This window comes from Candidatus Methylospira mobilis, assembly GCF_009498235.1.
GTDB lineage: Bacteria > Pseudomonadota > Gammaproteobacteria > Methylococcales > Methylococcaceae > Methylospira > Methylospira mobilis.
In genome coordinates this window covers 1,679,767-1,704,369 of sequence record NZ_CP044205.1, presented here as the reverse complement: position 1 = coordinate 1,704,369, position 24,603 = coordinate 1,679,767, and the positions used below count along the sequence as shown (strand labels likewise).

The 24,603-nt window shown below is 53.6% G+C and carries 22 protein-coding genes; 13 read left to right on the top strand and 9 right to left on the bottom strand.

The features are described 5' to 3' along the window. Window positions 1-73 precede the first annotated feature (73 nt). On the top strand, window positions 74-1,663 hold the full coding sequence (lnt, locus tag F6R98_RS07535; RefSeq protein ID WP_153248484.1) for an apolipoprotein N-acyltransferase: 1,590 nt from the start codon (window positions 74-76) through the stop codon (window positions 1,661-1,663). 514 nt (window positions 1,664-2,177) lie between these two features. Then, window positions 2,178-2,921, top strand: a complete 744-nt coding sequence (locus F6R98_RS07530; protein WP_153248483.1) for a response regulator — start codon at window positions 2,178-2,180, stop codon at window positions 2,919-2,921. 179 nt (window positions 2,922-3,100) lie between these two features. Here the strand turns inward: F6R98_RS07530 and nifA are convergent, their stop codons facing one another. Together nifA and nifL are read right to left on the bottom strand one after the other, a co-directional pair. After that, window positions 3,101-4,651, bottom strand: a complete 1,551-nt coding sequence (gene nifA / locus F6R98_RS07525; RefSeq protein ID WP_153248482.1) for a nif-specific transcriptional activator NifA — start codon at window positions 4,649-4,651, stop codon at window positions 3,101-3,103. Further along, the gene (gene nifL, locus F6R98_RS07520; RefSeq protein WP_153248481.1) at window positions 4,644-6,236 is read right to left on the bottom strand and encodes a nitrogen fixation negative regulator NifL; all 1,593 of its coding nucleotides are present in this window, start codon (window positions 6,234-6,236) and stop codon (window positions 4,644-4,646) included. The genes nifA and nifL overlap by 8 nt, the downstream gene beginning before the upstream one ends. 359 nt (window positions 6,237-6,595) lie before the next feature. On the opposite strand from nifL, the gene rsxA reads away from it, so the two are divergent. From rsxA to F6R98_RS07485, 7 genes are read left to right on the top strand one after another with little or no spacing between them, the layout of a single operon-like run. Then, complete coding sequence (gene rsxA, locus F6R98_RS07515) at window positions 6,596-7,177, top strand: electron transport complex subunit RsxA (protein ID WP_153248480.1); 582 nt, start codon at window positions 6,596-6,598, stop codon at window positions 7,175-7,177. Between the two features lie 25 nt (window positions 7,178-7,202). Further along, window positions 7,203-7,748, top strand: coding sequence for an electron transport complex subunit RsxB (gene rsxB / locus F6R98_RS07510; RefSeq protein ID WP_153248479.1), 546 nt, complete (start codon window positions 7,203-7,205; stop codon window positions 7,746-7,748). Window positions 7,749-7,751: 3 nt separating this feature from the next. Then, window positions 7,752-9,284, top strand: a complete 1,533-nt coding sequence (gene rsxC / locus F6R98_RS07505; RefSeq protein WP_153248478.1) for an electron transport complex subunit RsxC — start codon at window positions 7,752-7,754, stop codon at window positions 9,282-9,284. Next, window positions 9,281-10,363, top strand: coding sequence for an RnfABCDGE type electron transport complex subunit D (locus F6R98_RS07500; protein ID WP_153248477.1), 1,083 nt, complete (start codon window positions 9,281-9,283; stop codon window positions 10,361-10,363). The genes rsxC and F6R98_RS07500 overlap by 4 nt, the downstream gene beginning before the upstream one ends. Further along, on the top strand, window positions 10,360-11,064 hold the full coding sequence (gene rsxG / locus F6R98_RS07495; RefSeq protein ID WP_153248476.1) for an electron transport complex subunit RsxG: 705 nt from the start codon (window positions 10,360-10,362) through the stop codon (window positions 11,062-11,064). Before F6R98_RS07500 ends, rsxG begins: the two co-directional genes overlap by 4 nt. 17 nt (window positions 11,065-11,081) lie before the next feature. After that, a complete protein-coding gene (locus F6R98_RS07490) occupies window positions 11,082-11,780 on the top strand; it encodes an electron transport complex subunit E (protein WP_194270180.1) in 699 nt (232 codons plus the stop codon). A 12-nt stretch (window positions 11,781-11,792) separates the two neighbouring features. Further along, the gene (locus F6R98_RS07485) at window positions 11,793-12,077 is read left to right on the top strand and encodes an RnfH family protein (protein WP_153248475.1); all 285 of its coding nucleotides are present in this window, start codon (window positions 11,793-11,795) and stop codon (window positions 12,075-12,077) included. Window positions 12,078-12,512: 435 nt separating this feature from the next. Here F6R98_RS07485 and F6R98_RS07480 read toward each other — a convergent pair whose 3' ends face one another. After that, the gene (locus tag F6R98_RS07480; protein WP_153248474.1) at window positions 12,513-15,053 is read right to left on the bottom strand and encodes a beta-1,3-glucanase family protein; all 2,541 of its coding nucleotides are present in this window, start codon (window positions 15,051-15,053) and stop codon (window positions 12,513-12,515) included. Continuing rightward, a complete protein-coding gene (locus F6R98_RS07475) occupies window positions 15,050-15,202 on the bottom strand; it encodes a hypothetical protein (RefSeq protein ID WP_228125158.1) in 153 nt (50 codons plus the stop codon). Before F6R98_RS07475 ends, F6R98_RS07480 begins: the two co-directional genes overlap by 4 nt. A 17-nt stretch (window positions 15,203-15,219) precedes the next feature. Between F6R98_RS07475 and F6R98_RS07470 the strand changes: the two genes are divergently transcribed. Together F6R98_RS07470 and F6R98_RS07465 are read left to right on the top strand one after the other, a co-directional pair. Beyond that, window positions 15,220-15,399 carry a hypothetical protein gene (locus F6R98_RS07470; protein ID WP_153248472.1) on the top strand — a complete coding sequence of 60 codons (180 nt, stop codon included), beginning with the start codon at window positions 15,220-15,222 and terminating at the stop codon, window positions 15,397-15,399. Window positions 15,400-15,841: 442 nt separating this feature from the next. Further along, window positions 15,842-16,048: a DUF6494 family protein gene (locus F6R98_RS07465; RefSeq protein ID WP_153248471.1), complete on the top strand. Its 207-nt coding sequence runs from the start codon at window positions 15,842-15,844 to the stop codon at window positions 16,046-16,048. 125 nt (window positions 16,049-16,173) lie between these two features. Here F6R98_RS07465 and F6R98_RS07460 read toward each other — a convergent pair whose 3' ends face one another. The 5 genes from F6R98_RS07460 to F6R98_RS07440 form a co-directional block, all read right to left on the bottom strand. Next, complete coding sequence (locus tag F6R98_RS07460; RefSeq protein WP_153248470.1) at window positions 16,174-17,055, bottom strand: hypothetical protein; 882 nt, start codon at window positions 17,053-17,055, stop codon at window positions 16,174-16,176. Further along, complete coding sequence (gene bstB / locus F6R98_RS07455) at window positions 17,022-17,897, bottom strand: sterol transporter periplasmic substrate-binding protein BstB (protein ID WP_228125157.1); 876 nt, start codon at window positions 17,895-17,897, stop codon at window positions 17,022-17,024. Before bstB ends, F6R98_RS07460 begins: the two co-directional genes overlap by 34 nt. Beyond that, entirely contained in the window at window positions 17,894-20,677 is a 2,784-nt protein-coding gene (bstA, locus tag F6R98_RS07450) for a sterol transporter cytoplasmic membrane protein BstA (protein ID WP_228125156.1), read from the bottom strand. The genes bstB and bstA overlap by 4 nt, the downstream gene beginning before the upstream one ends. Before the next feature lie 344 nt (window positions 20,678-21,021). Then, a complete protein-coding gene (locus F6R98_RS07445; RefSeq protein WP_228125155.1) occupies window positions 21,022-21,378 on the bottom strand; it encodes a CZB domain-containing protein in 357 nt (118 codons plus the stop codon). Between the two features lie 643 nt (window positions 21,379-22,021). Beyond that, window positions 22,022-22,561 (bottom strand): rRNA large subunit pseudouridine synthase E, encoded by a 540-nt coding sequence (locus F6R98_RS07440; RefSeq protein WP_153248469.1) that lies wholly within the window; start codon window positions 22,559-22,561, stop codon window positions 22,022-22,024. 104 nt (window positions 22,562-22,665) lie between these two features. Here F6R98_RS07440 and F6R98_RS07435 point away from each other — a divergent pair, with 104 nt between their 5' ends. Together F6R98_RS07435 and F6R98_RS07430 are read left to right on the top strand one after the other, a co-directional pair. After that, complete coding sequence (locus F6R98_RS07435) at window positions 22,666-23,574, top strand: ATP-binding protein (RefSeq protein ID WP_153248468.1); 909 nt, start codon at window positions 22,666-22,668, stop codon at window positions 23,572-23,574. Further along, a complete protein-coding gene (locus F6R98_RS07430) occupies window positions 23,571-24,476 on the top strand; it encodes a TrmH family RNA methyltransferase (protein ID WP_228125154.1) in 906 nt (301 codons plus the stop codon). The genes F6R98_RS07435 and F6R98_RS07430 overlap by 4 nt, the downstream gene beginning before the upstream one ends. Window positions 24,477-24,603: the final 127 nt, after the last annotated feature.

Below are 24,603 nucleotides of genomic sequence, written 5' to 3'. Positions count from 1 at the left end.
TACATAGACAGATATGTAGTTGATATAATTCGTTCGTAATTTTCAATGAACTGCCTGCGGAACTTCACCGACAATGAAAAGTTTTTCAGTTTGTAAATCCGGTCGCTGGCTTTTTCCTGCCTTGTCCGGCGTATTGATCGGAACCAGCTACATCCCCTTCCCTCCTTGGGCATCCTTGTTCTGCTTTGTGCCATTGTGGATGTTCTGGTATCGGCAAACAAGCTTGCAGGGTGTTTTTTTGGGAGGGGTACTCACTGCTTTTATTTTTACCTTGATAGGTTTTAACTGGGTGACTTACCTGCTGCATGAATTTGCGCATTTACCATGGCCTCTGGCCGTTATCGGTATGCTGGTGTTTGCGTTGCTGGCGCATTTGTTTGTACCCTTGGCGGGGGTCCTGTGGTTTTTATGCCAGCGGCTGTTCCAGTGGCCGGAACGGCTTTCATTGGGGCTGATGGCCTTGATTACCACCTTATGCGAGGCGTATTCTCTAACCTTGTTTGACTGGAATTTCGGTTACTCCTGGTATGGCGCCGGCATTCCTGTTTTCCATTGGGCTGAGGCAGTCGGTTTTAACGGACTGAGCGCGGCGACCCTGCTCTGTAATCTTCCGCTGTATTTTGCCTGGAAAAATCGTGGCAACCGCAGCGGAAAGGTATTATTGGCATCGGTTTTGTCCGGTTTTGTGCTGCTGAATCTCGGCGGCGCATGGCTAAAAAGCAGGCTTCCAGCACCGGATGCTTCTTTAAGGGCGCTATTGGTACAAGGCAATATCGGCAACTCAGAAAAAATGGCAGCCGAACTGGGAAAAGCCTACGAACAGCAAATACTCAGGAAATATCTTGAATTGACAGACAAGGCCGTGAGTGGCAGTCGGGAAAAAGTAGACTTTGTGATGTGGCCGGAAACGGCGTTTCCTGCGCTGTTGGGAGAGAAGTACAAGTTCCATGAGTACCCTGCGATCTTGAGAGACTACCTTAAAGAGAGCCGGCTCGCGCTTGTCACCGGAGCTTACGGCGTCGACCAGTCATCGCGACGGCTTACCAACTCGCTATTTGTTTTGGACGCCAACGGTGAGATTGTGCAGCCTCATTACAGCAAAACCATACTGCTTGCATTCGGCGAGTTTATCCCCGGCGAACAATTATTTCCGCAGATACGCGAGTGGTTGCCGCCTACCGGGCAGTTTGCGCGAGGGGCCGGACCCAGCGCTTTGCTGCACCTGAATGACTACAAAATGGGAGCGCAAATATGTTACGAAAGTCTCTTCCCTGCATTTACACGCGCGCTCGCCGACCTGGGCGCGCAATTTATCGTCAATGCAACCAATGACTCCTGGTACGGCCAGTGGCAGGAGCCGTATCAGCATATGGTCATGACGCTGGCGCGCGGCGTGGAATTCCGCAGGCCGGTATTGCGCGTCACCAATACCGGCATATCCACAGTGTCGCTGGCAACAGGAGAAATACTGGAGGGCTCCCCGCTGCATGAGGCCTGGGCCGGAGTTTATGAGGTTCCCTATTTGAAAAATCCGCCCGCTACTTTTTATCAACAATGGTTCTGGCTGGTACCCGCACTGCTGTGGGGATCACTTGCCTTGCTGCTCGTAGCGGGTTGGCGTTCTTTTTATATCAGGAGCAGGGAAAACGGCCCACGCCGATAAGCGCTCTTTCTATTTCTATATTGAGGCGTCCGAAGATGGTATCCCTATGCCGGCGCATGTCCTATAGTTGGCGGTATGCTCTCTTCATAAGCATCTATCCCGAGCGCCCGCTCCATCACGGATACGATACAAAACTTTGATATTAATTAGTATTATTTCTTTTTGCACAAGGGCGCGGCAGTAATTGGAATAGATCGGTTCAGCAAATTTGATGGGCCTGCGCCCAAAGATTGATGTATCATGATAAATGATATAATTTTTTATAAGGTTTTTACGATTCCGGTTTGGCGCGGGAAGCTCTGGCTGTGAGTTTTATTATTTAAAACCATAACGATACAAGTTGTTGACCAGGGTTTTGGCATTGAGATATTCAGCATAAAATTAATGCTTTCCTTAACCTAACATTACGCAACGCATTGCTGCAACCTGAAAATCCGTGACCGAAGACGTGTGGGGAAGGCATGCGGAGGCGGCGATGGACAGGATATCTTTTTTTCACGTTTAATAGATTACAATGAAGAAGCTCAATATTCTTATAATCGACGATACTGCAGCCATGCGCAAGTTCATCAAATCCGGCCTTGAGGAGCATTTTTCGGAAGTTAATGTGAATGTAGCCGTCGACGGAAAGGAAGCTGTTATAAAACTGGAGCATCATACCTATGATCTTGTCCTATGCGATTGGGAGTTGCCGGATCTGACGGGTGACGAAATTTTACAATGGGTAAGAGTGCACCCTATAATCAATCATACCCCGTTTATAATGCTCTCATCGAGAAGGGATAGAGCCAGTGTAACAAGAGCAATAAGGGGCGGGGTTAGCTCGTATATAGTCAAACCCTTCAATATCGGCAGTCTGGTACAGAAAGTAACGGCTGTTGTCGAGAATTACGAGCGAAGACAATTTCAGCGGTTTACCGTGAATGGCGTAATGGGGATTCATTTCAGAGATCAGCATCTGAAGGGGGGCATTATCGATCTCAGCATGGGAGGGATTTTCGGCTTGTTCAGCAGACGCAATACCATACCGTTGATTTTCGAGGAAGCAACCGTCGATATCAAGCTCGAAGCCGGCAGCATATCCGCTCTTGAAGGTTTTGTTATTCGGCTTCAGGCCGCAGAAGCGCGGATAGACGCGGATAGCGTAAAAATCGCGCTGAAGTTTACCGAGTTAAATACTAATCGCACTCAACTCTTGCAGGCGATTGTTACAGCTGCAAAGACGCACGAATATAGCCTTTTCGGCAGTGGCACTTGATATTTTTCCTGTATTCGCTGGAATTTTCCCGGTAAGACGGGTCGTCGAGGCTATCAGGAACAAAGCCAGCTGCGGGTTAACTATAAACCCCGCCGCCACAATTTATTCCGGCATAGCGGGTCAGGGACGTAAGCCTGACAAGGCAAAGATCAGACTGCCCCTGGCGGTCAGCTTGCAGATTAAATATGTTTCATGCGTATATTCAGGATGCGCACCCGGTAGGCTATCTGCCTGGGCGTCATGTTCAACAGACGCGCGGCTTTGGCTTGAACCCAGCCCGATTGCTCCAGCGCGGCAATAACCCGCTCGCGTTCGTCCAGTTCACTGTCATCACCATGCAGATCCTGGGCTGGCGCTCCGGAGCTTGAACTGCCTGCCTGTAAAGGCAAACGATCCTCAAGACCGGTCAGCGCGATCACATCGCGGTCGATGACGCCGTTATCGCTCATGATGGCGGCGCGTTCCAGGCAATTTTCCAGTTCGCGGACATTGCCCGGCCAGTCATGCCGGAACAATAAACGCAACGCACTCTCCTTCACTTCCAGATGCCGGCCGCCTTGTTGCGCTGAAATGCGGTTCAACAGAAATTTTGCCAGTTCCGGAATATCTTCCAGACGCTCGCGCAGCGGCGGCATGTTGATAGGCATGACGTTCAATCGATAGTACAGATCTTCGCGGAAGCGCCCGGCTTCGACTTCCTCCTCCAGGTTGCGGTTGGTTGCAGCGATAATGCGTACCCGGACTTTCAGCGTCTGCGTACCGCCGACGCGGTCGAATTCGCCCTCCTGGAGTATGCGCAACAGTTTGGCTTGAAACGACAGTGAAATCTCGCCGATTTCATCAAGGAAAATGGTGCCGTTATTGGCCAGCTCGAAGCGCCCTTTACGCAACGCCAGCGCACCGGAAAACGCGCCTTTTTCATGACCGAACAACTCCGACTCCAGCAGTGTGTCGGGAAGCGCTGCGCAATTGAGTTTGATAAATGGACCGCCGGCGCATGGGGAGTTGAAATGTATCGCATTGGCGATGACTTCCTTGCCGGTTCCGGATTCCCCGCGTATCAGAACCGTGGTATTCCATTTGGAAACCTGTCGTACCAGTTCGAATACACGAAGCATCACTTGCGTATGACCGATGATGTTTTCAAAGCCATAATTTTTGCGCAGATGCTGGCGCAGATGATCGCGTTCTTCGGTTAAATCCTTTTGCTTTTGCTCCATGCCGCGCAGGGTGCTGACGCTCTGGGCTATGAGATTGGCAACCATTTCCATGAAGCGCGCCCGCTCACCGAGCAGCGCGGCGTCTTCCGGTTGGGCCGCCAGCACACCCACTACCTCGTCGTCGCCGATATGTATCGGTGCGCCGATAAACGGGAGCTTGGGGTCATATAGTCCCAGCTTGCCCAGGAAGCGCGGTTCGTCGGCAATACGTTCGACGACGATGGTGCTGCCGGCATCGAGTATCAATCCCATTAAACCCTCGCCCGGCTCATAACGCACGGGTTCTCTAAGCGAAGCGTCGCTGTTCAGGCGTCGTAACGCGCAGACCACCAGCGCGTCGCTTTGCTGTTCGCGTAGCGCGAGCATACCGGAATGCATGCCTGCTTCGTCATGCAATACTTCCAGTATCGCCTGCAATTTAGGCTGTAGATCCAGGCTGCTGTTGAGCACCTGGCTGACATGGTACAACGCATCCAGTTCAAGTTCGACGAGTTTTGTGCGCTCAACCATGGTTGAATAATCCCTGCTGCTGTTGACCGGATGGCGTAAGGCTGAACTGCAAGTTCACCCTGCACCCCTCCTGGTAATCGGGGTCGAATTGGATGATTCCAAGGTGTTGATTGATAATCTCCTGAGCCATAGCCAGACCCATGCCGGAGTGACGTCCGCGCTTGTCGTTTTTACGTGTGGTGAAAAAAGGTTCGAACGCGCGTATGTGCAAGTCCGGCGATAACCCGGGGCCGCTGTCTTCTATAGTCACATGGATTGCATTGTTATCGGCGCGCGTCGCTATTTTCAACTCACGCTTGAAGGTCGCAGCTTCATTCATCGCGTCGATCGCATTTTCTATGATGTGTTTGAACGCGGATCGCAGCGGATACTCTTTGCCGATCAGAATCGGCAGCACGGCAGCCGGTTTCCATTCAACCACGATGCCGCCTGCCAGCAACCGGTCTGTCAGTACAACGATGGTCTCGTGCAATAGCTGATTGATATTGATGGATTCGTCGGCATGACTGAGCGACGCAGGCATGCAGCCTTCCAGTTGCGAAATCGAATTCTGGCTCGCCACGATGATTTGATCGAAAATACCGAGCAAGGCCTGGTTTTCCTGTGTATCCGCCCGGCGGCCCAACAACTTGCGAGCGGCGCTGAGCTGGTTTAACGGTCCATGGATATGATGAATCGCACCCTGTATGGCCTCGCGCACACTGCGTGTTTTTTCCTCTTCGGCAATCAATGCGCGCATCGCGTTGATGCGTATGCTTTCCTCATGTTTGCGTTGCCGGGTAATGTCGCTTAGCGTCAGCAGCAAATAGTTTTCTCCCGGTTCTCCGAAGAAGGAGTCCAGCGTATCGTCGTGAATGAACCAGTTGCCGGAGCATTCGAACCAGCGAGCGGGTAGGTGTCCTCCTTGATCGATTCTGACTTCATGGTTTTTAAAACTGCCTGTGGTCAGCCGTAATTTTTCCCACGAACCGGCCAGATCGTTTTTCAATATCGCAATAAACAGCCTGGCCGGAGTGTCGTATTCCAATTCCTGAGCAAGGATATGGTACATACGATTGGCCAACACCTTTTCCAGGGATGCGTTCAGTAGCACAGCAGCTACCGGCATGGAGTCGAATACGGTTTCTATCAGGTTTTTCTGGTTCTTTACCTGTTGCTCAAGATTGTGTACTTCGGTTATGTCGCGATGCATGCCTATGTAATGCGTTGTTTTTCCATCGGCATCGACGATAGGTGCTATCGTCAGCTCCGCCAGGTAACGTGTACCGTCCTTGTGGCGGTTGATCAGACAGCCGTTCCAGGTTTTTTTGGCCAGAATAGTGTTCCACAACGACTGATAAACCGCTACCGGAGTTTGCCGGTCGGACAGCATGGACTCGTTGCAACCGATGATTTCCCATGACGCATAACCGGTGGTTTCGGTGAACGACTGATTGACATATAGAATATTCGCTCTGTCGTCGGTAATCGAAATTGCAACAGGAGCCTGTTCCACGGTCTCGGCATAGAGATTCCATTGGGTTGCCATTTCTCCTGAGGGCAAGCCGGAAAGCCTGGGTGTATCGGGTCCAGTTTTTGTTTTCACTAAATAACCTCCGTTTATGCGCAGGAATTGAGGACATTACTATGAATCTAGTGCCTCATAAAGAAATAAGCAAATCTAATGCCTTTTTGATGCATACTGCCTTTGTACCCCAGATACAAGCGGCATGCGCAGCCTAGGTTCTTGTTACCGCACATGGCAATTAAACCGCACCACTTTAGCGCACTCACTCTTGCGACTGTCAGCTTTACAACAAAGTCGTTATCCATGTCGCCGTGTGCTTGGTTCGTGACAGTCCTTTTCGTCCAAAACCTCCATAGTACAGCGTCTTACTGTTTGGCATGTCCCATGCATGTTTTGACGTAAAGTTGAATGTTTTATAAAGCATACGAGGAATCATCTTGAGTGAATATCTGATGCTATTACTGGGTACTGCACTGGTCAACAACGTCGTGCTGGTAAAGTTTTTGGGGCTATGTCCGTTCATGGGCGTTTCCAAAAAGCTGGATTCGGCTATTGGCATGGGGTTTGCCACTACTTTTGTATTAACCCTGACGGCAGTGGCAAGCTGGTTGATCGAGCATTACGTACTCATTCCTTTCGGCATCGGTTTTTTGCGCATTTTGTCCTTTATCCTGGTAATCGCCGCCGTCGTGCAGTTTACCGAAGGCGTAATACGAAAAACCAGTCCCACACTCTATCAGGTGCTGGGAATCTTTTTGCCGCTGATTACCACAAACTGCGCCGTGCTGGGTGTCGCATTGCTAAATCTGCAACAACAGAACGACCTGTTGCACAGCGCCTGGTTCGGCTTCGGTTCCGCGCTGGGATTTACCCTGGTCATGGTTATTTTTGCCGGAATACGCGAACGGCTGGCGCTGGTGACAATTCCCGAGGTTTTTAGCGGCGCGCCGATCGCATTTATCAGTGCCGGAATTTTGTCGCTTGCGTTTATGGGGTTCGCCGGACTCGGCAGTCATTAGCGTAAGGGGATGGGAGTCTAAAACTATGTACATTCTATTTGCCATTATCAGTTTGACATTACTGGGCTTGGGCCTCGGCTATTTGCTTGGAGCGGCCGCGCGCTACCTGAAAGTGGAAAGCAATCCGCTGATTGACCAGATCGAACAATTGATGCCCGGTTCGCAGTGCGGCCAGTGCGGCTATCCCGGCTGCCGTCCTGCTGCCGAGGCGCTGGTGGCAGGAGAAGCGTCGGTTACGCTCTGTCCTCCGGGAGGACGCGCACTGGCCGAACAGCTCGCCACCCTATTGTCTGTCGAGATCGATTTGTCTACGGTAAAAGAAACCGGACCGATGGTGGCACGCATAGACGAATCGAATTGCGTCGGCTGCGCGCGCTGCTACAAGGTTTGCCCGACCGACGCGCTGGTCGGCGCGCCCAAGCAGATACATGCTGTGGTGGCGGACGCCTGCATTGCCTGCGCCAAATGCGTCGATGTATGCCCTACCGAATGTCTGAAAATGCACCCGGTAAAAGTGACTTTGCGCAACTGGAAGTGGCCCAAGCCTCAACCTGTTCCGCTGGAGGCATAGCCGATGCAAATCACGTTTCCTTTCGCAGGGTTGGAATCGCGCATACGCGGGGGCGTACACCCCGAGGCGCGTAAGGAATCGACTGCCGGTAAAGCGATCGATACCGATTTTCCCTTGCCGTCCATGCTTTACATCGCATTGCAACAGCATGTCGGACAACCGGCCGAACCGGTGGTCAAAGTGGGCGACCGCGTATTCAAAGGCCAGTTGATCGCAGTAGGCCAGGGAAACATCTCGGCGTCCCTGCATGCGCCAACATCGGGTGTCGTAGCTGATATTATTGACTATCCGGCAGCGCACCCTTCGGCGCTGCCGACGCCTACTTTATTGCTGGAAACGGACAGCCTGGATCTATGGCAGCAGGAACCGGAGACTTGCGATCCGTTCTCGCTGCCGCCCGAAGAAATCAGCATTCGTGTAGCCGCAGCCGGTGTCGTGGGCATGGGCGGCGCGGCGTTTCCTTCCGCTGTCAAGTTGAATCTGGGGCGCAGAACCCGGATAAAAACACTGCTGATAAACGGCGGAGAGTGCGAGCCTTACCTGACCTGCGATGACCGGCTGATGCAGGAACGCGCAGATGATATTGTAGACGGTATCCGCATCATGCTGCACGGACTGGAATGCCGGGACGCGATGGTCGGCATAGAAGACAACAAGCCGCTGGCGTTCGCCGCGATGCGCGCCGCAGCGGCGTCTTATCCTTCCATACAGGTTTTACAGGTGCCGACGCTGTACCCGATGGGATGGGACAAGCAAATGATACGCTACCTGACCGGCAAGGAAGTACCGGCCGACGGGCGCGCTACCGATGTCGGCGTGTTGATGCACAATATCGGAACCGCCTACGCCGTACAGCAGGCCATACGTTACGGACGTCCACTCACCCGGCGAGTGGTGACGGTCAGCGGCGGCGCGGTTAAAACACCGCGCAATGTCGAAGTACCTATAGGCACGCTTCTGACCGAACTGTTCTCGTACTGCGGACTGGATATCAACCGGGCCAGGCGATTTGTGCTGGGCGGGCCGATGATGGGGGACATATTGCCCCACACCCGCGTGCCGGTCATCAAGGGCGCATGCGGCATTCTGGCGCTGAGCGCGGAAGAAATCAATGAACAGGACAGCAAAGCCTGCATACGCTGTTCGCGTTGCGTGACTGCCTGCCCCACCGGTTTGCTGCCGCTGGAAATGATGGTGCGCATACGCGCCGGGCAGTTGGACGGCGCCTTGAACTATGGTTTGAGGGATTGTATCAGTTGCGCTTCCTGCTCTTATGCCTGCCCTTCCGGAATACCGCTGGTCAGTTACTTCAAGTATGCCAACAGCGAACTGGTGGCGCGCGATCAGGCGAGCCTGAAATCGGAGCAGACAAAAAAGCTGGCCGACGAAAAAACGGCGCGCCTGGAGCGTATCAAACAGGAGCAGCTGGCTATGGCTGCCAAACGCAAGGCTGAAACCGAAGCGCGCAAAAAAGAGGCCGAGGCGCGCAAGCAGGCCAAGGAAGAGGAAGCTCGCAAGAATAAGGAGGAAGCATGAATCTGAACATTTTGACCAGGCGCCTGCAGACGATGAAGGCGAATACGGTCAACTCCATCATGCTGCATGTATTGATTGCATTAACGCCTGCCACGGTATTCGGAGTTTTTATTTTCGGCTGGCCTGCGCTGTTCCTGTTTGTGGTAACGGTAGGTTCGGCGGCATTGTTCGAAGCTATTTGCCTGAAGCTATCCGGAAAACCGGTATCACCGGCGCTAAAGGATGGCTCCGCGCTGGTTACCGGCTGGCTCCTGGTCATGAGCCTGCCGCCATGGGCTCCCTGGTGGATAGGCGTGCTGGGGTCCGCGCTGGCGATCGTGGTCGGCAAGCAGGTATTCGGTGGTCTGGGTCAGAATATATTCAACCCCGCGATGGTCGCGCGCGTCGCGTTGCTGGTCTCGTTCCCACTGGAAATGACGACATGGCCGAAGCCCGGCGCGATAGTATTCATGTCGAATCCCGGCTTTCTGGAAAGTCTGGGCATCAGCTTTTCCGGCGTAGCCATACCCGACGCCTATACCTCGGCAACCTTGCTTGGCGCCATCAAAACCGGGTTTACTTTAGGATATACGGTTAAAGAGGCGCTGGAGAACAGCAATATAGGTTGGGCCGGCGCGCTGTTTGGTTGGTCGACCGGTAGTCTGGGGGAAACTTCGGCCTTGCTGATCGGTTTGGGCGGCGCGTGGCTACTGATCAAACGCGTCATTACCTGGCATGTTCCGTTGTCGCTACTGGCCAGCGTTGCGCTGTTGTCCACCATTTTCTCTTCGCTGGACGCGGAACATTATGTAGGGCCTTTGATACATCTGACCTCGGGGGCCTTGCTCCTGGTTGCGTTCTTTATTGCGACGGACTATGTCACTTCGCCGAGCAGCCCCACCGGGCAGATCATATTCGGCGCCGGTTGCGGCGCGCTGATTTACGCGATCCGTACCTGGGGAGCTTTTCCTGAAGGTGCCGGCTTTGCCGTATTGCTGATGAATTCGCTGACTCCGTTACTGGATCATTACTTCAGGCCGCGTATTTATGGGCGCGATCATCGCGGACGTCCGCTGGAGTTGCCGGAGAAAGCAGAATGAGCGCCGGCATTGCAAAATCCAGAGCGGTACTGCAGAGCTATTGGCTGTGGCTGAAGGAAAAATCCAGGCATCCCGAGCTGCTCAGGCAGCGTCTGGATTACCAGGCGTATTTGCTGGCTGCTGCAGGGTTCATCGCCAGTCTTTTTTTGGGGCTGGTCGACCTGAGCACTTATAAGTCAATAGAAACCCGGCAGCAGGAAGATGTGCAGGCGACTTTATCGCAGGTGCTGCCGGAAACCCTTTACGACAACAAGCTGCTGGAGTCGGTCGTGAGCATTCCGGGTTCGGGTCCGGCGCGTCCGGTCCAGGTTTATGTCGCGCGCAAAAACGGGCAGTTTTCCGGAGCGGCTTTCCGCTATACGGCGACAGGCGGCTACTCGGGCGTCATCGGTCTGATGATAGGCGTGTCGGCGAAGAACGAGATTCTGGGTGTACGCGTGATTAATCACGCTGAAACGCCAGGCTTGGGCGACAAGATAGAATTGCAAAAATCGAGCTGGATTTTAAGTTTCAACGGACGGACGCTGGAAAATACCACGCGCAGCCAATGGGGCGTGCGCAAGGATGGCGGCGATTTCGACCAGTTTGCCGGCGCGACCATCACGCCGCGCGCTGTCGTGCGTGGCGTACATAGCGGCCTGGAGTTTTTTGAAAAGTACAAACCCATGCTGGATGCGGAGCCGGCTCCGCCCCCGCAGTAATCGGAGAGGTAACGAAGATGATTGATGCTACGTCGAAAAAAATCGTCACAGACAGTCTATGGGACAACAATATCGTATTCAGCCAGATGATAGGTTTGTGTCCGCTGCTGGCCGTAACCGGCACCGCGACCAACGGTTTGGGCATGGGTTTGGCCACCACGGTGGTGATGCTGATATGCAGCGCGCTGATTTCCTATGGACGTTTATTTATTCCACAGGAAATCCGTATCCCGATATTCGTGGTGCTGATTGCGATGATCGTAACCGCAGTCGATTTGATCATGAATGCCTGGATGCACGATTTGCACAAGGTGCTGGGACTGTTTATACCGCTGATCGTGACCAATTGCGCAATCCTCGGACGCGCCGAGGCATATGCTTCCAGAAATCCGGTTTTTCACGCAACACTTGACGGTTTGATGATGGGAGTGGGTTTTACTGTGGCGCTGGTATTGCTTGGCGCCGCACGCGAAATTCTGGCCGACGGACATTTGTTTTCCAGCGCCTCGCTGTTGCTGGGCCCCGGTTTTTCCTGGCTGGAAACTACGGTAATACATGGCGATTACCGCGGTTTTCTGTTGATGGCGCTGCCGCCGGGAGGATTTCTGGTAATGGGGTTTCTGCTGGCGGGGAAAAAGGCGGTGGATAAAAAATTGCTGGCGCTGAAACAGGCGCGGCTGCCTCAGGTTAACGAGCAGTTGCCGGTTGAAGTTTAAGGAGGTTGTGCGATGAATGTAGGGGTTTGCTATGCGGAAGCCGACCGTCAGCTGTGGATGCGGCTGGAGGTGCCGAACGACAGCTCCGTTCTGGATGCCGTGACGCGCTCAGGTATCTTGCAGCGCTTTCCGGAGATCGACTTGAACGTCAATAAAACCGGCGTCTACGGCAAAATCGTGGCGCTGGACAGCCCGCTTAAAGAAGGCGACAGGGTAGAAATATACCGAGCCATTACCGCCGACCCGAAGACCGTGCGCAGACGCGTGATGGATGACGATGACGAGGATGATGATTAAAAATAATTAACTATTCAGCATACTCATTGGAGAGGAAGTGAGGTAAGCCAGGCGAGACCTTCTGCGCCCATGAATGGGCGCAGAGAGCTTCCGGATGGACTTGCAGCGGGTTAATCTTACTGCCACGCTTCCGCGTGGTTAATCTCCCGACACGCTTCCGCGTGTCTCGACTGGCTTGCCTCACTTCCGACGGGCTTTGGTCAGGACTCAAAAGCACTCGCTGAATAGTTACAAAAATAATTTGTAACTTTCTATTACCGGCTTTGATGGTGAGACTGCAGAGGCAGAGTCTATCGATTAATTGCATCCCAGCCCCACACACAACGTCACACTCGGTAGCGCTGCGTAGGCACCGATAATTATTGATTAGCTATCCCCCGCACTTTGCAGGGGGACCCCTACCAATTCAGAGGCCATCCCGGTAATTTATGCGTGTCAGCGCCCCGGAAAGTCGATATAAACGCTGCCGCCGGACTGAGATGCCCCTGAAACCACTACCCCTGTTGCGCCCGGGCCTGTAACTTGGCCGCTTTGAAGGTTAATAGTCGCCAACTGCCCATTTACATAAACTGCAAATGGAGATGCAAAGCTGTAACTATTCATGTTGATTAATTGCGATCCGGCTGCTGTAGTAATCACGCTGCCCGCACCGATACGAGGCGTTACGGAATACGAACCGGAGGTAGAAGAAGCAAGGGGCGCCGTCGAAGCGGGTGATTGAACCGTGGCGCCGCCATTATATGCTGGGAAGGCAACGGATACGTTTCCTCCTGATTGAGACGCGCCGGAAACGACTACCCCTACTGCGCCAGGGCCTGTAACCTGCCCGGTTTGAAGGTTAATACTAGCCATCTGTCCGTTTATATAGACTATAAATGGAGACGCAGTGCTATAAGCGCTCAGGTTGCTTAATTGCGAACCGGTGGATGTAGTTATCACGCTGCCCGTACCGATAAGAGGCGTTACCACATAGGAACCGGCGCTGGGAGCCGGGCTGGCGGCAGGAACTGCTGCCGGGGCCGGAGTATTGCCACTGCTATATGCTGGAAAAGCGACAGATACCTTACCACCCGATTGAGACGCGCCGGAAACAACTACCCCCACCGAGCCAGGACCTGTAACCAGCCCTGTTTGAAGATTAATAGTTGCCGCTTGTCCATTCACGGATACTACCAGTGGCGATGTCGTTGAATATACGACATTATTTGTCAATGCATTTCCACTCGCCGTAGTAATCACGCTACCTGTACCGATAAGAGGCGTTACCGAATATGAACCCGCGCCCGGATTAGGGACGGAAGCTGGACCGGTCGAAGAAGCCGTTGCCGGCATCGGCGTAGTTAGAGGAATAATTGGAACCGTTGTTGCGCCGGGAGCCGGAAAACTGATTGTGTACGCCAGCTTGTTGGATGTGCTCTGAGTAACGACAACCCCCGCCAATAAAGGCGAATTCGGTTTGACAATTGTAGGATTTATGTATATATCCGTTTCCTGACCATTAAACGTTACATGAAATGGAGATGTCACCGTTTCCACGGTATTGTTTTGCACCTGAACGCCATTATAGATAACAGTTGACGTGCCTGGGATATTCAGTGTGACAGTATATGTATTCGGATCCGAGTAAGGGTTTGGTATTACCGTTCCAGACATATCATGTAGTGTAACAGTTACCCCCGGATAACTGCTATTTGAGTCATATAGCGTACCGTCCTGCCCTAATGCATCATCATAAGCAAATGTGTAGATAGGTTGCGAGGTACCGTAACCATGTAATGCTTTTGAATATAGATCGTACCAAGGACCGCCGGAATTAGATAATAAGCTGTTATTATTATAGAAGCTGCCGTGATTGGCGCTAAAATACGCCCGATTTAACAGGGTACCGGCAGGGGCTGGGAGCAAGCCGACTTCAAAAGCGGAGGTCAGTTCGCGTATGATTATTGCGTTGGGAGTGTTATTTGCAGCATTAAACGACTCTCCTGAACCGCCGAAAAATGGCACGGAGTCTTGCGGTTGATTAATAATAACGTTTTCGCCAGGGTTGCCGTTTGTAAAAACAAACCTGTTTTGACTGTCGACGCTGCCGGTAAAGATATAGCTACTCAGAGGAAGAATACCCTGAAGTTCGCTGCAGTCAACACTTAAGGCATTACCGTGCTTTCCATAGAAAGCCCATAAATAATTAATATAAGCAGACAAATAATTAACATCAAACGGATTGGCTCCGCTTAAATTGGTTACCATCGCTTTACCGGGGGACATTACCCTGAGATTTGTTGTGTTGTTGGACCTGTCGGTATATTTTAGCAGCAACTTGCTCCACTCATGAGTAGAGGTTTCATCATATACGTTAAAAACATTTTGCACGTCTTTAAAAATACTATAACTCGAACCGGTTAGACCCGCACTTTGCACGGTTTGCGAATTGTTGTCGGTCAAGCTTATTGGGATGGAAAAAAAATCCACTGCCGTTGGATTGGTCCAAACGCCATTACCGGTATAACTGAACTCTACCTTGTCATACAGGGTATAATAATTAACATCTCTCGGATTAAACCCGTCTGGGTCAGTTACCAATCCGGTGTTAATGTCATAATAAAGATCCAGAGGCTGACCGACCGAGAAGTATATGCGCCCCGACCCGACTTGCGGCAGATAAACGACTGTATTTCCGCTGGCGTCCCGAGGCAGGTAATCCAGTGATACGGTTTCATAGTCCAACAGGTCAGCGTCCTTGGTTATGTTGTTGCAGCTTCCCAGCCCGTTCAAATCAAAACTCATGATGCATTGCTGATTGCCGTTTAAGGTGGATGCCTTTATCAACAGATATACCGGCACCCCGCTCAGATTGGTCTTATTGCTTATTTTTACCTGATAATAACCTGCAGGCGTAGATGCATAGACCCCGGTGTTCCAGCAGATTGCGAGCAGAAGAAGAACTGCAACATAATATTTTTTTTCTAACCGGTTCATTTGACTTGCTCCGTGCTAAATAAATGAAGAAAAGGCATTTTTCTTGAAAGTTCTGATTTTTCGCCATCACTCACTTGAATGTAGACTACTTGCACATCGACTATATTGGAAAACAGCGGGATCAGCGTATCCTGCGCGCCTTTCGTCATAAACGGCATCATAAGTCATGCGTATTATTAGTACGCCGTACTCGATAAAAAGTTCCGTTACGAGTTGTCTGGGCGCGATCTTTTCTGCGCGGGAGAAAAATATTGTGGTTGCCGGACTCGTTTCCATTAACCGGGGCGATTATTGTGCGCGCAGCGACTACCGGATGCAGCAGCTGAAACTCGCCGGCTGTCATTAGCCGGGTGCGCGGTCTGCATGATCTGAGCATAGTCGTTAAGCATGTCTGCCTAAGCGGTAGAAATACCTTTTGGGTCGTAATGCAGCCCCGTCAGAGCAGGGAAGACGAGCCAAAGCAGTGTTTCATGCCAGCTTGTCCTGGATACTTAGAAGAGCCGTGTCTGAATATGAACGGCTTCATATCCTTTGTGTTTTTAGGCGGGATATACTTTACTTGTAACTGTACAGCGTCACCGGGCGTAACGCGGTACAAAGAGAGAGGCCTGAGGGTAAGGCTGTCGAGCCTCCCAGGGCCGGCACTGAACGAAACAGAAGAGATGGATGCAAGGCGTAATTGATCTGCTCGCACGCTGCCGCGCGTCTCCCCGGATTTACCCGCAGACACTACGTCGGTAGCTGAATAGTTACCTATACCCTATAAGCAAAAAAAAACGGAGCACACGATGAACGAAGAAACCTTCAACCTCAGCATACGCGCATTCTTGAAACGGGTAGGGATCAACTCGCAGCGGGAAATCGAGCATGCGGTAGCCAAGTCTATCGAAACCGGAGCGATCGCCGGCACAGTATCCTTCCCGGTTACCATGACCCTGGAGATTGCCGAACTGAAGCTACACGTCAAATTCGACGGTGAAATCAAGCTGGAATAAACTAAACGCCCCAGGAATCCGCTTATCTCATTATTCGACGCGGCAACCATCGTTTACCCGGCCTGTTTCCTTAAAGTAAAGGTTCAGGCCGAACGGACAACTGAAAACAAAATCCGAACAACGGATTAATTCGATGTTTTTTTGATCGCTCCCGGCCCAAGCTGCTCGGCAACATCGCTGAACTCGGCGCCCCATGACCCCCGGTTATTTTCCCAAAAACCGACCGTGCTCAGCAGTTGCTTCCCCTTAGCCCACTCTTCGCCTGCTTTACGAATATTATCCGCCCCACCTGTCGCCAGCAGCGCCTGCGTATAAAACAAATGGTTAAGAGGGTGATCGGGATATTGCGCCACCACTTGCCGTAACAACTCCAACGCCTTGTCGCCGTCGCCTATACCTCCGGGCCAGGGCGGCGCTTTAAGGTATAGCATCCCCAGGGTGCGCAACGGACCGCCCTGATCGAGTTCCGGCGTCAGCTGTATCGCGCGCATCAGCTCGCTTTCCATGCGCGGCAGGGTTTGCATGGCCGCCACCGGATGCGCACGCACGCTCCAGCCGAGATTCGCTGCCAGATAATAATGTACCGCGCCATCCGGCTCGCCCCCCTGAGCCAGGGCCGTTTCCGCCAGATATACGCCGTCGCTGGCCCAATTTTCGCGCTGAACCACATCTACCGTCCGGTCCGCAAGCAAAAAACTCACATGAGAAGCGGCGGCGCTACGCAACAAAGCAGGATCATTGCTGGCGTGCATGGCACTCAATGCGCATTCAAGAATCACGGTATCCGTGGAGGCATCCGGCTGCTGCATGCGCGACACTATCCGTCCGACTTCCATATCGTTACAGCGCGCATCATGCTGTCCCGACGCCTGGGATATCCCGCTGCCCCTGGTAAACATCGAGCAAGCCGCCGTCTGAATCAGCAACAGCACCAGAGCGCAACGGTAAACAGGTCTATAAATCCGGAACAGAGTCATTGACCCGCTGCCTTGTTGTTTGGATTCCATCGTTTTATCACCTCGCTATAAATCGAAGGTTCTACACCTACAAACGCATCCACGCCAAAAAGCGCGCATAATCTGGCGCCTTCCGCATCGGCGCACAGGCTGTTCATCGCCTTGGCAAAACGTTCGCGTTCTTGCGGCTGCGTCCGTGTTTTATCGGCTACCACGCCGATCAGCGGAATCGCATCCGATTCGTATATGACGGCCAAGGGACTATTCAATTTCAGCGCGGGCAGCGCATCATATTGCTGTTGATTCAACAGCACCGCATCCAGCTCCCCTTTCGCCACGGCGCGTATAGACTTCAGCGCCATGCGCGTAGGTTTCGGCTCGAAAAAGCTCAATACAGGGTAGCGCCCTTCGAACACGATCCGGCTGACAAAATCGGCGTCGTCGAGCGGCGTACCACCCAGCGATTTTCCTTTCAAGGCATCGATACCATCGAATTTACCGGGTTGCGCCATTACGCGGTAACGCTCGCTGCTTTCTCCATTAATACGCGGACGCACCAGCGGTATCAGATCATATTTTTCCCGCCGTTCGAGATATAACCCCAATGAGAGTATCGAGAAACCAGGGCGTTTGTCGTCGAATAACTGTTTGCATTCCGACAGGCTGCTGCTGAATAAACTGGTAAACTGCTGAGCCGGCCACTGCCCCAGACGTTCGATCACGCGCAACATTTCATCCATGGAAGCGCGCGCGTCGTTTTCATTGACCGGACCACCGGGATAACACACCAGAACCGGTACCGGCTCGGCACCAGCCGCCATTGCAATCGACAACAGAAGCGCCGCCCACAACGCCCGGCATCGCGTCAAACCCGACAAACTATCAAACCTCATGATTTCCTCTTTCGATCAAGAAATTGACCTATCGCCGGCGCAACGACGAAGGTAGCCAGCAAACAACAAATCAGACCCAGCGTGATATCTTTACCCAGACTGGATATACCACGGTAATGCGCCAGCATGATCGCACCCAGTCCCGCCAGTTCTGTGCCGGCAGCCAGACCGATAACCCGCCCGGATATCAGGCTGATTTCAAACGGCGTGCGATCCGTCAGTTCCGTCCAGCGATGATTAAACCAGACGCCGTAATCCACCGCCAGCGCCATTACCAGCGGCAACGCAATAATATTGGCGTAGTTGTAACTTATTCCGCAAACGTACATCAAGCCCAGCATCCAGCCACCGCCGATCAACAGCGGCAGCGCCGCCAAAACAACGCCTTTCGGGCGGCGCACCACCAGCATGATCCACAGCAGACACACGCCGGCCGCCAGCAGCGTCCCGCGTACGAACCCCTGTACTGCGGCCACCGCGAACATCTGATGCGTGGCCGGAAAACCGGTAGCCTCCGGGGATACCTGATAGGCATCCTTCATCAAGCGGTCGAGATTTTCCGGCACATAAACCGTCTGGGCAGGAAAGGCGTAAACCGCCACAGTGCCATCCTGGGCGAAAAAGCGATCGTGTATCGAAAGCGGCAGATCGGACGGCAAAACCGGCGCGGCGCTCTGCCAGCGGGACAGGATATTGACGGCTTGCCCGCCCCATTTCAGCACGGCACGCCAAAACATTTCGGTACGCAGACGCGCACTTTCTCCCTGGATCACAGCGGCCTGCAGCGAGCTTAAACGCCCGCGTATCGACTCCAGCCGCTCCACCAGGCTGGTCTGACCGGAAGAAAACGCCAGTTCCTGGGTCGCATCTATCCAGGTTTCGAAGCCTGCCAAAACCCGCCCCAGACTCGCCATCGCCGCGACTGGCAGCCCTTCCCTAGTCAGCGTATCCACCCTTTCCGCCCATTGCCCCTGATTTATTTGACGCGCTATATCATGGGCTTTCGCGGCGCGCGCGCCGGCATCGGCAGGAAACAAAGAGGCGATGGATTGCACCTTGGCAAAACTGGTCAGTTTTTCCGCATCCTGGGTAATGCGCCGCGCCTCAGCCACATCCGGCGCGGTAAATATAACCACTTCGGCCTGATAGTCGCTTTCCGCCACCATGCGGCGCTGATAATGCGCGGCCTGAGAATCGGCCGGCAGCAGCGCCAGCACATCATAATCGAACGGAATGGCAAAACCGCGCCACAAGCCCAAAGCTGCAGTCAACAACGCCACGCCGACGATGATGCCGGCGAGCTTAGCCGGGTAACGCCCGTGTCTCAGCCATTTGGGCAACGTTACCGATGCGGGCGCTTGTGCGGCGCGTGAGGAAATACGCGGCGGCAGCAAGGCATACAGCGCCGGTTGCACCAACAAGGTGCTCAACAGTATCAGCAACACGCCTTTGGCGGCTATCAGGCCCAACTCGGAAAAACCAACGAAATCAACCGTAGCAAGCGCGCAAAAAATCAGCAGCGAAGCGCCACCCGCTGTCAAAACCGCATGAAACGACGCACCGATGCCACGCCCGATAGCCGTCTCCAGCGGCTGCCCCGCTGCACGCTCCTCAGCGATGCGCGACGAGGTAAAAATACCGTAATCAGCACCCAATCCGAAAAGTATCGCAATAAAACCGGAGGTAATCAGCGTCAGATGCCCTACCGTAAACAAGGCCAGCCCCAGGCTCCACAAGACGCCCAGCCCCATCGGCACGAAGATGATCAACGCCCAGCGCACGCTGCGCGCAACCAGCAGAATCAGCAACAAAATCAAGACCGCCGAAGTGCATACCACCAGGATAATATCCTTGTGAATATTGATATGCTCTTCGTATTCGATGGCGGGCAACCCGGTAAACCCGACCACAGGCACTTCCAGACCTTGCTGACGATAGTCTTCCGTCAATGCGACAGAAGCCGCTTTGACTTTATTCATGAAAATCTCCAGCGATTCGAACTCCTCTACCGACTTCGCCGGGTGCACGAATACAAACTGCATGCGTCCGTCGCGCGATGCGAAACGCCCTTCCAGCGCACCGCTGTCGCCCGGAGCTTTGGCAAGATCCAGTTCCAGCGGCGGGGTATCCACCGCCAGCCATTCCTGCCATTGACCGAGCAGAAAATCCACGCCGGCCAGTGCGGCCTCCGCCATTTTAATATCCACGCTGTCCATGGAGGGCTCGGGATGCGTCTTTAGCCAGACCTCCGCCTGCGCCAACAACGTTTGTATTTCCGTTTTACCGGCTCTGGAAGATGGTGCCGGTTGCTCGGCCAGAAACTGCATCAAACGATTCAGTTGTTCGGGCGGCGCCATCAGATAGGCGTGATCGGCGAAAAACTGCATGTCCACGCGATCCGACGCCTGCGCAATTTCCGGCGCCTTGCGTAAACGCACCGCCAGTTCGCGCGCGTAGCCATCCAGCACATCGGAGTCGGCGCCTTCCACCACCACAATCAGATCGGAAGCCGCGCCGAATTTCGCCAGAAAGCGGTCGAATCGATCCGAAACCGCATTGTTTTTTGGCAATAAAGCCTGACGCGAGGTATAAACCGGCAAGTGGGCCGTCGCCCACGCGGCCAGAACCGACAGGATCAAAGCTATCGACAGCACCCTCCAGGGATGCAGGGCACAGCGCTGAGCGACGCGAGCCGCCAAAGTAGACATATTCACCAGAATCAACCCAATATTAACGATGATGAAGATTACCATCAAATCCGGCGAATTGCAGGTTGTCACGGCGTAAGCCGTTAAAACCGGAGCAGAGTTTCCAGATTCCCGAGCATTTACGAGGAAAAGTAGCAGCTACTACTGCCTCTCTAGGATTGCCATTCGTTTCTTACGCTTCGTTCAGAACAGGATTTGAACCTGTAGACGGATGAGTGAAACAGCCTGACGTCTTGATAGTTAATCCGCCCACGGCTCGACATGTTCACCGCGAGCGGATTAACTGAAGGATCGAGGCTCCGGACAAATGTACCGAAAAGTTGCCGGCAACATGACGAGACGAGCGCTTTGCCCCATCAGGATAAAGCGGTACGCGGGAACGCGCCCCGTGAGGTATCTCTATGTTTAGCGGGCTGTCACAGCCCGGCTTCCTTACGCAATCTGTAAATAGCCTGACCAACAGCCTGACTGGCCACGCCATAAGGCGTATGCGCATCGAGCGCGAGCTCGGCCTCCGCATATTTTTTGGTGTTCACCAGGGAGGCGACTTTGCCTGCCTCGGCATGAAACGTTTTATGGTGGCTCACCAGTACCGGATAGGATTCGATATCGGCGTACAGGCTTTTCGCCTCGGCATGCAACCATTTGCCCAAAACGCAGCAGTCGTCCTTGGCTATCGTAGACGTATCCATGGTTTCCTGCTTGTGTATAGCCACACGGAATTTTTTCTTCCAATCCGCATGCGCTTGTATCGCTTCATCAAGATTTATCATTAAACTACCCTCCTTGCATCGGCTAGTCATGGCTTATCGAAATATTGCGCAATCATTTTGGTTCTGAATTGAACGTATTTTGGTAATTCCAAGCAACCCAGGCTCCATGCCGTAACACCTGACTCGGCCAGGATCATAGCACAGAAATAATACAGGCGAAGAGCCTGGATATAGCTGGAAGGATATTGTGAAAAATCTTAAATTTATGCAACTACTCAGCGACCGTTGCATAGCACTGCCACTGCAGGGGCGGGCTTTAGCTCGCGAAAGAGTCCAAAGCTGTTTCATTCGAAAATTACATTGCTGTTCCTTTTCAATGACGCGTTTTCTGTAAAAGACTCTAAAACTAAGCTGAATAACGAAATAATCGGCCCGGGCCACAAATCGCGCCGAAGAAACACATACTCGCCATTCCGGCAAAGCCTGCCCCGGACTTGATCCGGGGGAATGCCGGAATCCGGAGTCCATGGCTTGCCCTGAGCGGTAGCCGAAGGGAGCCGAAAGGATGGATTTGGAGTAACGACCCTGTCGACCGGATACCGGCAATCCCTGCTGGAATTAAATAAACTACAAATCGATTCGTTAAATAAAACCTCTTATGAGATTAATTTATTGGTCACTTCGCAGGCGCTTTCCAGTCGTTTTATTCGGCACGCCATTGACCCGGCATCAAATCGCCCAGCGCCCAATCGCCGATACTCAACCGTATCAACCGCAGCGTCGGGAAGCCGACATGGGCGGTCATACGCCGCACTTGACGATTGCGGCCTTCGCACAACGTAAGCTCAAGCCAGCCGGTGGGAATACTGACACGATAACGGATGGGCGGGTCGCGTGGCCACAAATTGGAAGGCGGCCCAACAAGACGCGCCTGCGCCGGACGCGTAGGACCGTCGCGCAACCGTATGCCGTTGCGCAACTGTTCCAATGCATTCTCGTCCGGTATGCCTTCCACCTGCGCCAGATAGACTTTGGGCATCTTGAAGCGCGGACTGCTGATGCGCGCCTGTAACGCGCCGTCGTTGGTCAGCAGCAGCAACCCTTCGCTATCGCGATCCAGACGCCCGGCTGGATAGAATCCCGGCACTGTCAGATAATCGGCCAGAGTCGCCCTGCCCGCTTCTCGATCGGTGAACTGGGTCAGTACATCGTATGGCTTGTTGAAAATAATTAATCGCGGCATGTATTGCCTGTTTGATCAATAAACGGATAGCATACGGTAAATATACACTTTTGCCCTCTCTCCGGCACTCTTGCATCAGCGCCGAATCATCGCTGGCTATCGACATGACCACTACGAAACTGGACGCGCTGTTCGAGCGCGCCGAAACACTGATAGACCATCTGGAAACGCTGCTGCCACCTCCGCCCCAGGCAGTCGACTGGAACGGCGCATTGGCCTTCAAATGGCGCGGCGCGGCGCATCCGTGCAAACTGAGCGGCTTACGCATTTCCAGAAAGTTACGCTTGGAGGACATGCGTTGCATTGATCGCCAGAAAAACCGGCTGGTGCGCAATACACGCCAGTTTATGCAAGACCTGCCCGCCAACAATGCATTGCTGTGGGGGTCACGCGGCACGGGAAAGTCGTCGTTGATCAAAGCCTTGTTGAATGAATATGCCGGCGCCGGCTTGCGCCTGATCGAAGTCGACCCGCAACACCTGCACGAATTGCCGGACATACTCGACCTGCTGACGCAACGCCCGGAAAAATTCATTCTTTACTGCGACGATCTGTCGTTCGAAGCCAACGACGGCCAGTACAAGACCCTCAAGGCGGTGTTGGAAGGCTCGGTTGCGGAACTCGGTCGAAACGTACTGATCTATGCCACTTCGAACCGCCGCCACCTGCTGCCCGAGTTTCAGAGCGAAAACCAGCAGGCGCGTTATCTGCCCGGCAATCAGGATCAATGCGAACTTCACCACGGCGACAGCGTCGAAGAAAAAATATCGCTTTCGGAGCGTTTCGGACTCTGGTTGTCTTTTCACCCCTTCAATCAGGAAGAATACCTGGAAATTATCCGCTACTGGCTGCAGCAACTGGGTGCGGACGATACGTTCGAGCAGGCGCGCGCCGGCGCGTTGCGCTTCGCGCTGGAACGCGGTTCGCGTAGCGGCCGCGTCGCCTGGCAATTTGCCCGCGACCATGTAGGACAAGCCGCCCTGGACAAAATTGACGAAGCCGAGCAATCATGAAACAGCCCTCCAAATCGACTCGCCCGGCCAACAGGGGCGCACAGGCAAAACCGCGGGGCCTGAAAACCGAACAGCCGCCTGCCTCCGAGCAGAAAGCCGGCGGAGAACCCGCGCCTGCCACCGCCGTTCCAACTGATTTGGATTGGCACGATAAACTGGCGAAAATTTCCGGGTTCGCCGCAGTCAGCGCGCTGTTCAAGCATGAGCCTCTGCGAGTGATGCGCCTGTATTATGAGGAGCGGGCCAAACATCAGGTCGGCGGGTGGTGCGCGCAAATGGCAAAAAACCGTCGCCCCTACCGTTGCGTCGAGGAAGACGAGCTGACGCGCATAGCCGGAACCGTACTGCATGGCGGCGTAGTGGCCGCCGCCATGCCGCGCGCGGTATATGATCTCAATTTCGAAACAGCGAAATCCTGGGCAAAAGCCGGTCAGCACCTGTTTATTCTCGACGGTGTCGGCAACCCGCATAACCTGGGAGCCATTGCGCGCAGCCTGGCCTTTTTCGGTATCCGTCATCTGGCGCTTTCCGACCATCCGGAACAGTCGGGCATCTCCGACGCGGCTCACCGCGTCGCCGAAGGCGGTCTGGAAGAGCTCAGCATCGACCGCATCAAGCATCTTCCCGACGCCATAGGCAAACTGCGCCCTTACTATCATGTCGTCGGAACCAGTCTCGGCGGCAAGGCGCAACCGCTTACCGCGCTGGGAGGCATTTTTCGCCCTATTGCGTTGATACTGGGCAACGAAGAGCACGGACTGCCGCAAGCCACCCAAAAAGCCTGCGATACCCTGGTTACCATACCCGCGCTCGGCAACATGCAGTCGCTGAACGTCTCGGCCAGCGCTGCGATATTTGCCTACGAACTGACGCGTCGATTCGCCCCTACTGCTGGCCGGTAAAGTGGAAATCGAATCGGGCGGCAAACTATTCAGGCCCCAGGAGATCTGAACGCGCCCACCGACGGCATAGACTTATAGCATGAGGAAACGACGTGCTATCATAGCCGGATGTAAATTTTGATTCCGT